Here is a 7,322-nt window from a genome sequence, read left to right on the forward strand (position 1 = left end):
TCGTCTATCACGAAACCCTGATGCTCGCCCGCCGACGCGGCGCTGTCAACGCCGGACACGGGTGACCGACTTGACCGTGCGCAGGTTTCTGATGCGGCGCATGATCCGTGCCAGTTGACGACGCCCGGTCACATGCAGAGCCATGACGACCACACTGTGGCGGGCATCGTATTCATCCACATTGATGCCCTCAATGCTGGCCTCCGCCAGGGTGACGGTGTTAGCCAGCTCCGCAATCAGCCCCCGCTTACGGGCGGTCTCCACCCGCAACTCCACCGAGAAGTCGTCGGTGATGTTCTTGGCCCAGGTCAGGTAGACCAGCTGGGGAGAGTCGGCATCCAGGTGACGCACGCTATCGCAGCGCTCAGAGTGGATTACCATGCCATCCCCAGAACTCATCCGCCCCACAATGGGATCACCAGGGATCGGCTGGCAGCAGTCCGCAAACTGGATCACCGAGCCCTCGCTGCCGGCAATGGTCATGGTTTGTCCGGCACGCGTCTCTTCCAGAGACGGTGTGGCCTCGCTGTCGCCTTCGAGATCCGGAGCCAGTTGCCGAGCAATGATGTAAGCCATGCGGTTACCCAGCCCGATATCCGCCAGCAGCCGCTCAAAGCTTGGCGCCTGGTTGTGCTCGAGCACCCGTTGAATGCGCGCCTCGCTGAGGTCATCCAGGCGCGCCCCAAGGCTGTTGAGTGAGCGGCTGAGCAACTGGCGCCCGAGCTCCATGGACTCCTTGCGCTCCTGGGTCTTGAGCACGTGACGGATGCTTGAACGCGCTTTACCGGTGACCACGTAATTGAGCCAGACCGGGCTGGGCCGTGCCCCCGGCGCGGTGACAATCTCCACCGTCTGGCCACTTTGCAGTGGCCGGCTCAGCGGTGCCAGCTGTCGGTCCACCCGGCATGCGACACAGGCATTGCCAATGTCCGTATGGATGGCGTAAGCAAAGTCCACCGCCGTGGCGCCCCGCGGCAGCTCCATGATCCGCCCCTTGGGCGTGAACACATAGATCTCGTCCGGGAAAAGATCCACCTTCACGTGCTCGATGAACTCCAGCGAATCATCCGCCCGCTCGCGCATCTCCATCAGCCCTTCGAGCCAGCGATCCACACGTTTCTGATTGGCTTCACCCACTTCCGAGTCGTGTTTGTACATCCAGTGCGCCGCGATGCCGTGATTCGCCACGCTCTCCATTGCTTCGGTGCGGATCTGGATCTCAATGTTCACATGCTTACCGAAAAGCGTGGTGTGAAGCGACTGATAGCCATTGGCCTTGGGCATGGCAATGTAGTCCTTGAACCGGCCCGGCAGCGGTTTATAAAGACTGTGCACAGCCCCCAGAATGCGGTAGCAGTCATCCACGGAATCGGTGATGATCCGGAAGGCATAGACATCCATGATCTCACCGAAGGATTTGTGCTTGAACTTCATCTTGTTGTAGATGGAGTTCAGGTGCTTCTCACGCCCGACGATGCGCCCGGAAAGCCCGCGTTCACGCAGCTTTTCCTCAAGGCTGCTGCGGATCTCATCAATGATCTCATGGTGTTCGCCACGCAGCTTGCGCACGGCCTTGGCGATGTACTGAGAGCGCATGGGGTACATGGCGGCAAAGCCCAGGTCCTCCAGCTCCACGCACAGGCTATGCATACCGAGCCGGTGCGCGATGGGCGCATAGATATCGAGGGTCTCGGTGGCGATGCGACGCCGCTTTTCCGGGTTCAGCGGCCCCAGCGTGCGCATGTTGTGGAGTCGGTCCGCGAGCTTGACCAGGATCACGCGGATGTCGCGCGCCATGGCCAGGGTCATCTTCTGGAAGTTCTCGGCCTGCGCCTCAGCCCGGGAACGGAATTCGATCTGGGTCAGCTTGCTGACCCCGTCCACCAGTTCGGCAACCGGTGCCCCGAACTGCTCGACCAGGGCCTCCTTGGGAATGCCCGTGTCCTCGATGACGTCATGGAGCATGGCCGCCATCAGGCTCTGGTGATCCAGGTTGAGCTGGGCCAGTATATTGGCCACCGCCAGCGGGTGGCTGATGTAGCGCTCACCACTGCGACGATACTGCCCCTCATGGGCCTGTTCCGCGTAGAAATAGGCCCTCCGGACCTGGTTGACCTTCTGGTCATCCAGGTAGCTACCGAGGCGTTCCGCCAGTGCGTCGATCGTCGACATTGGCTGTTCGGGATACTCCGCGAGGTGATGTTGAGCCGGTTGCCTCCGTGCCGGTTCTTCCTGCTTCCCTTCCCCTATAGATTATAGTGTGTACACACATAAAAAAACCGGGGGTTCCCCGGTTTCTACAGAATCACTAACGGCTGGCTTCAGCTCTCGGCTTCACCTTCTTCGCTCGAAGAAGCGCCAGCATTCGCATTGCCGGATGATGTGTCCACGGACTCCGCTTCCATTGCCCGCTCATCAGCCGCTACGCTCTCGAAGCTGACCTTGCCTGCTGAAATCTCGCGCAGAGCCAGCACTGTGGGCTTGTCGTTCTCCGGTGTAACCTTGGGCTCACTGCCATAGGTCGCCAGCTGGCGGGCCCGCTTGGTGGAGAGCATGACAAGCTGGAAGCGGTTGTCAACGTGGTCCAGACAGTCCTCAACGGTGACGCGTGCCATGGATTACCTCTAGTCGTATGTAGGTCACTGGGGACTGAACAGTGTAACCCAGTGGCAGCTTTCTGGCCATCATTGATCGGCCTGTGACAGCGCGCTCAGCAGCGCCTCATGGCGCTGGCTCTGACGGCTCAGGCACTGGCGCTGCGCCCGCAGCACGACCAGAAGCTCCTCCAGCGCACGCTCGAAGTCGTCATTCACGACCAGGTAATCATACTCCGCCACGTGACGGCACTCCTCGGCCGCCTCGTAAAGGCGGCGCTCAATGACCTCGTCGCTGTCCTGGCCACGCCCCTGGAGGCGTTCCCGCAGCGCTTCAGGCGACGGCGGCACAATGAACACGGACACCGCATGACGCCGCAGGCGCCGGATCTGCTGGGCCCCCTGCCAGTCAATCTCCAGGATCACGTCCCGCCCGGCGGCCAGCTGCTCGTCCACCCAGTCGCCCGAGGTGCCATAGTAATTGTCGAAGACCTGCGCGTGCTCCAGGAACGTGCCCGCTTCCATGAGCGAGAGAAACTCCTGCTCGGTGACAAAGTGATAGTTGACGCCGTCCTGCTCCCCTGGACGCGCCGGGCGGGTGGTATGCGACACGGAAACGGTCAACGCCGGATCGCGCTCCAGCGCCCCCGCCACCAGGCTGGTCTTGCCCGCCCCGGAAGGCGCCGACACCACGAATAGCGTGCCCAGGTAAGGCTGCTCGCTCATGATCGGATTACTCCACATTCTGTATCTGTTCACGCATCTGTTCGATCAGCACCTTGATGTCCACCGCCACCCGGGTCAGCTCCGCTGCCGTGGACTTGCTGCTGAGCGTATTCGCCTCCCGGTTGAGCTCCTGCATCAGAAAATCCAGGCGCCGCCCCACCGGGCTGCCCTCTGCCAACGCCGCCCGAACTTCTGCCGCATGGGCATCAAGCCGGTCCAGCTCCTCGGATACATCCGCTTTCTGGGCCAACAGGGCCAGCTCCTGCGCCAGACGCTCATCCGTTGGCTCGGCGCCGGCCTCCGACAGGCGCTCAACCAGCCGCTGGCGCTGCTGCTCGCGCCACGCCGGTATCCGTTGGCGCAGGTCAACCACATGCCCCTCGACCGCCTCCAGCCGCTCCGCCAGCAACGGGGCCAGGCGGGCACCCTCGCGGCGGCGCTGCTCCGCCACGTCCTCAAGGGTGCGTTCAAGCAGTTCATCCGCGGCGGCGACAATCGCGTCTTCCGGCAGTTCACCGTCGGACAGGATGCCCGGCCAGCGCAGCACATCCAGCGGAGAAACCGGGGCCGCATCCGGGATCTCCTGCTCCACCCGCACCATGGCCTGGCGCAGGCGACGCAGTGCCGCCGGATCCGGTTCATCACCAGAAAGCTGATCACTCCCCTCCAGGCGGAACTGGAGCTCGACCCGGCCCCGTGCAAACCACAGCCCCAGACGCTCCCGGTAGATCATCTCCCGGTGGCGCAGGGGATCAGGCAAGCGCAACGACGGGTCCAGATAACGATGGTTCACGGTGCGGCACTCGCAGGTCAGGGTGCCCCATTGCGCCTGGTGCTGGTGGCGCGCAAACGCCGTCATGCTGTTCAGTGTCGCCATGGCCGCTCCCTTTGTGCTCGGGCATGAACCGGCCAGTGTACCACCGCTGGCAAGCACACGCCCGCAGCTCGGCCATGGCGTGCTAGACTCTGCGCCCCGTACCATTCACCAACCCAAGGAGCGAGCATGCGCCCGAGTGGCCGAAACCCCGACCAGCTGCGCAACATCCGCCTGACACGTCATTACACCAAGCACGCCGAGGGCGCCGTCCTGGCTGAGTTCGGCGACACCCAAGTCATCTGCACGGCCAGCGTGGAGAACAAAGTTCCCCCCTTCCTGAAAGGCCAGGGCCAGGGTTGGGTAACGGCCGAATACGGCATGCTGCCCCGTTCCACCGGCGACCGCATGGGCCGGGAAGCGAGCCGCGGCAAGCAGGGCGGACGCACCATCGAGATCCAGCGCCTGATCGGACGGTCACTGCGCGCTGCCGTGGACCTGGAAGCGCTGGGAGAGCACAGCGTCGTGATTGACTGCGATGTCATCCAGGCTGACGGTGGCACCCGTACGGCGGCCATCACCGGCGGCTGCGTGGCCCTGGTGGATGCCCTCAACACACTGGTGGCCAACGGTCGACTCACCCGCAGCCCACTCAAACAGATGGTGGGCGCCATTTCCGTGGGTGTTTATGACGGGACCCCGGTCCTGGACCTGGACTACCCGGAAGATTCCACGGCCGAAACCGACATGAACGTGATCATGACGGACAAAGGCGGTTTCATTGAAATCCAGGGAACGGCGGAAGGCGAAGCCTTTGAGCAGCAGGAGCTGGATTCAATGCTGACGCTGGCGCGCAAGGGCATTGATGAACTGTTCGAAGCCCAGAAGGCTGCCCTCGCCGACTGATTATTGTGGCGAGACGCGATAGTCCATCACCACGGGCGCGTGGTCGGAAAAGCCCGCGTCCGTGTCGATCCAGCCATCGTCCACCACCTCATGCAGCCCCGGCGTGAGCATCTGGTAGTCCGTCCGCCAACCGGGGGAGCGACGCCAGTTCCGGGCCCACTCCGGCCACCAGGTGGCGGCCCTGCCATCCGTGACCAGTGCCCGGTAGGCATCCAGATAGCCCTGCTGGTTGAACAGCTCATCCATCCAGGCCCGCTCGTGAGGTAGAAAGCCGGAAACCGGCTGGCGATGGAAGAACGAATCCGCATCCTCGTCCCGATGCGCCGTGCGCAGGTTCGCGCAGATGATGTACTGGCGGCGTTTGCGGGCTGTCTTGCCCGTGTGGGTCAGGAAGGCCTCCATGAATTCGTCGCGCGCCTCATCCCCACCGGCCTCGTGCGAGGCGGGCGCCAAAACGGACGCCACGCTGAGGTTCTGGAAGTCCGCCTGCAAGTAGCGGCCCTCGCGATCCGCGGGACCGTAGTTGAAACCGTAGATGATGGCCTTGGGGAAATAGCGGGTATAGAACCCCACGCCTCCGCTTTCGGGCGTCTCCGCATCAATGAACCAAGCCTGGTATCCCTCGGGGGTCAGCGCTGGATCATCTTCGATATCAGCCATCCGTACCCGGTGGTCCTGCAGCGCTACCACGTCCGCATCCCGCGCCGCGAGCCACTCGAAAAACCCCTTACTGATTGCCTCGCGCAATCCGTTGACACTGACTGTAACGACCCGCATAAATGATTCCAACCTCGGTTTGCGTGTATCATACCCATGCTTGCCAACGGACAAAACACGCTGATCGTAAAGGGCCCTATGATCCAGACCTATCAGAGAGAGTTCATCGAGTTCGCTATCGCCCGCAAGGTACTGCGCTTTGGGGAATTTGAGCTGAAATCCGGCCGCACCAGCCCCTATTTCTTCAACACCGGGCTTTTCCAGCGCGGCAGCGACCTCGCCCGGCTGGGCCAGGCCTACGCCCAGGCCCTTACCCGCAGTGACCTGGAATGCGACATGGTCTTTGGTCCAGCCTATAAGGGGATCCCCCTGGCCACTGCCACCGCGTCGGCCCTGGCCACCCATCACCGCCTGGATCTACCCTGGGCCTTCAACCGCAAGGAAGACAAGGCTCATGGCGAGGGCGGTAACATCGTGGGCGCCCCCCTGGAAGGCCGGGTCCTGATTGTAGATGACGTGATCACGGCTGGCACTGCCGTGCGCGAGTCCATTGAGCGCATCCAGGCCGCGGGCGCCACGCCAGCCGGCGTACTGGTCGCGCTGGATCGCCAGGAGAAGGGTCAGGCGGAACGCTCCGCCATACAGGAAGTGGAAGCGGAATTCGGACTGCCGGTGGTGAGTATCATCAGCCTCGACCAGATTCTGGAGTACCTGCGCGAGCTGCCCGACATGTCCGACTACGCGGAGAAAGTGGCCCGCTACCGAGACACTTACGGTGTCACCTGAGCACGCCGACAGGAGAGGACCCCGATGCGCCGATGGTTATTGACTGCCCTTTGCCTGCTCCTGGCCACACCGGTCTCGGCCGAGATGTACCGGTACGAGACGGAAGAAGGCAAGACGGTGATGAGCAATACACTGCCCCGGGAGGCGCTGGAACAGGGCTATGAGGTGCTGGACAGCAACGGACGAGTGGTGGAGAAGGTTCCGCCGCCTCCCACGGAAGAGGAACTGGCCAAGCGCCGGCGCGAGCGCGAGCGCCAGAAGCGCCTGGAAAAAAAGCGCGAGGAGCGCAAAAAACGGGACCGCCGACTGCTGCGCCAGTACAGTGCGCCGGATGACGCCGTCCGTGCCCTTCATCGCAAGCTGAAGGAGCGCTTCGGAACCGTCCAGCTCAAGCTTGCCAACATCAAGAGTATCGAGGACCAGATTGCGGAACTGCAGAGCCGCGCCGCCAATCAGGAGCGGGCGGGAGAGCAGGTGCCTGAAAAACTGCGGGATAAGATGAAGCGTCTGCGCGCGGAGAAGGCGACGCTGCTGAACGAAATCCGAAACGAGATCGACGAGGCTGAAAAAACCCGGGACAAATACAGGGACAGGATCGAGCGTCTTGAAACCTTGACCGACAAGAAACAGACCCTGCCGCTAACCATCCCGGAGGAAGAAACGGCCCGCGAAGACCTGGCCACCATGGAGAAGTGACCCCCCATATCGAGTAGGGTGAGGCGTCTCCGCCTCATCCCTCTCACAGAACCGTACATACGGACCACGTATACGGCTCATGC

Annotated in this window: 8 protein-coding genes; 3 read left to right on the forward strand and 5 right to left on the reverse strand. The window is 62.6% G+C overall.

The features are described from left to right. Positions 1-45 precede the first annotated feature (45 nt). From AC1RQI_RS10955 to AC1RQI_RS10970, 4 genes are all read right to left on the reverse strand, one after another. The gene (locus AC1RQI_RS10955) at positions 46-2,172 is read right to left on the reverse strand and encodes a RelA/SpoT family protein (RefSeq protein ID WP_416632414.1); all 2,127 of its coding nucleotides are present in this window, start codon (positions 2,170-2,172) and stop codon (positions 46-48) included. A gap of 149 nt (positions 2,173-2,321) precedes the next feature. Continuing rightward, positions 2,322-2,615, reverse strand: coding sequence for a DNA-directed RNA polymerase subunit omega (gene rpoZ, locus AC1RQI_RS10960; protein ID WP_416632415.1), 294 nt, complete (start codon positions 2,613-2,615; stop codon positions 2,322-2,324). A 69-nt stretch (positions 2,616-2,684) separates the two neighbouring features. Beyond that, positions 2,685-3,320 (reverse strand): guanylate kinase, encoded by a 636-nt coding sequence (gene gmk / locus AC1RQI_RS10965; RefSeq protein ID WP_416632416.1) that lies wholly within the window; start codon positions 3,318-3,320, stop codon positions 2,685-2,687. 7 nt (positions 3,321-3,327) lie between these two features. Then, the gene (locus AC1RQI_RS10970) at positions 3,328-4,197 is read right to left on the reverse strand and encodes a YicC/YloC family endoribonuclease (RefSeq protein ID WP_481904821.1); all 870 of its coding nucleotides are present in this window, start codon (positions 4,195-4,197) and stop codon (positions 3,328-3,330) included. A gap of 126 nt (positions 4,198-4,323) precedes the next feature. Between AC1RQI_RS10970 and rph the strand changes: the two genes are divergently transcribed. Next, positions 4,324-5,040 carry a ribonuclease PH gene (rph, locus tag AC1RQI_RS10975; protein ID WP_416632418.1) on the forward strand — a complete coding sequence of 239 codons (717 nt, stop codon included), beginning with the start codon at positions 4,324-4,326 and terminating at the stop codon, positions 5,038-5,040. Here rph and AC1RQI_RS10980 read toward each other — a convergent pair whose 3' ends face one another. After that, positions 5,041-5,817 carry an exodeoxyribonuclease III gene (locus tag AC1RQI_RS10980; protein WP_416632419.1) on the reverse strand — a complete coding sequence of 259 codons (777 nt, stop codon included), beginning with the start codon at positions 5,815-5,817 and terminating at the stop codon, positions 5,041-5,043. It lies immediately after the preceding gene. 78 nt (positions 5,818-5,895) lie between these two features. Here AC1RQI_RS10980 and pyrE point away from each other — a divergent pair, with 78 nt between their 5' ends. Together pyrE and AC1RQI_RS10990 are read left to right on the forward strand one after the other, a co-directional pair. Beyond that, positions 5,896-6,543 carry an orotate phosphoribosyltransferase gene (pyrE, locus tag AC1RQI_RS10985; RefSeq protein WP_416632420.1) on the forward strand — a complete coding sequence of 216 codons (648 nt, stop codon included), beginning with the start codon at positions 5,896-5,898 and terminating at the stop codon, positions 6,541-6,543. 24 nt (positions 6,544-6,567) lie between these two features. Further along, positions 6,568-7,239, forward strand: a complete 672-nt coding sequence (locus tag AC1RQI_RS10990; protein ID WP_416632421.1) for a DUF4124 domain-containing protein — start codon at positions 6,568-6,570, stop codon at positions 7,237-7,239. Positions 7,240-7,322 lie beyond the last annotated feature (83 nt).

The organism is Salicola sp. AFF1, from assembly GCF_056783195.1.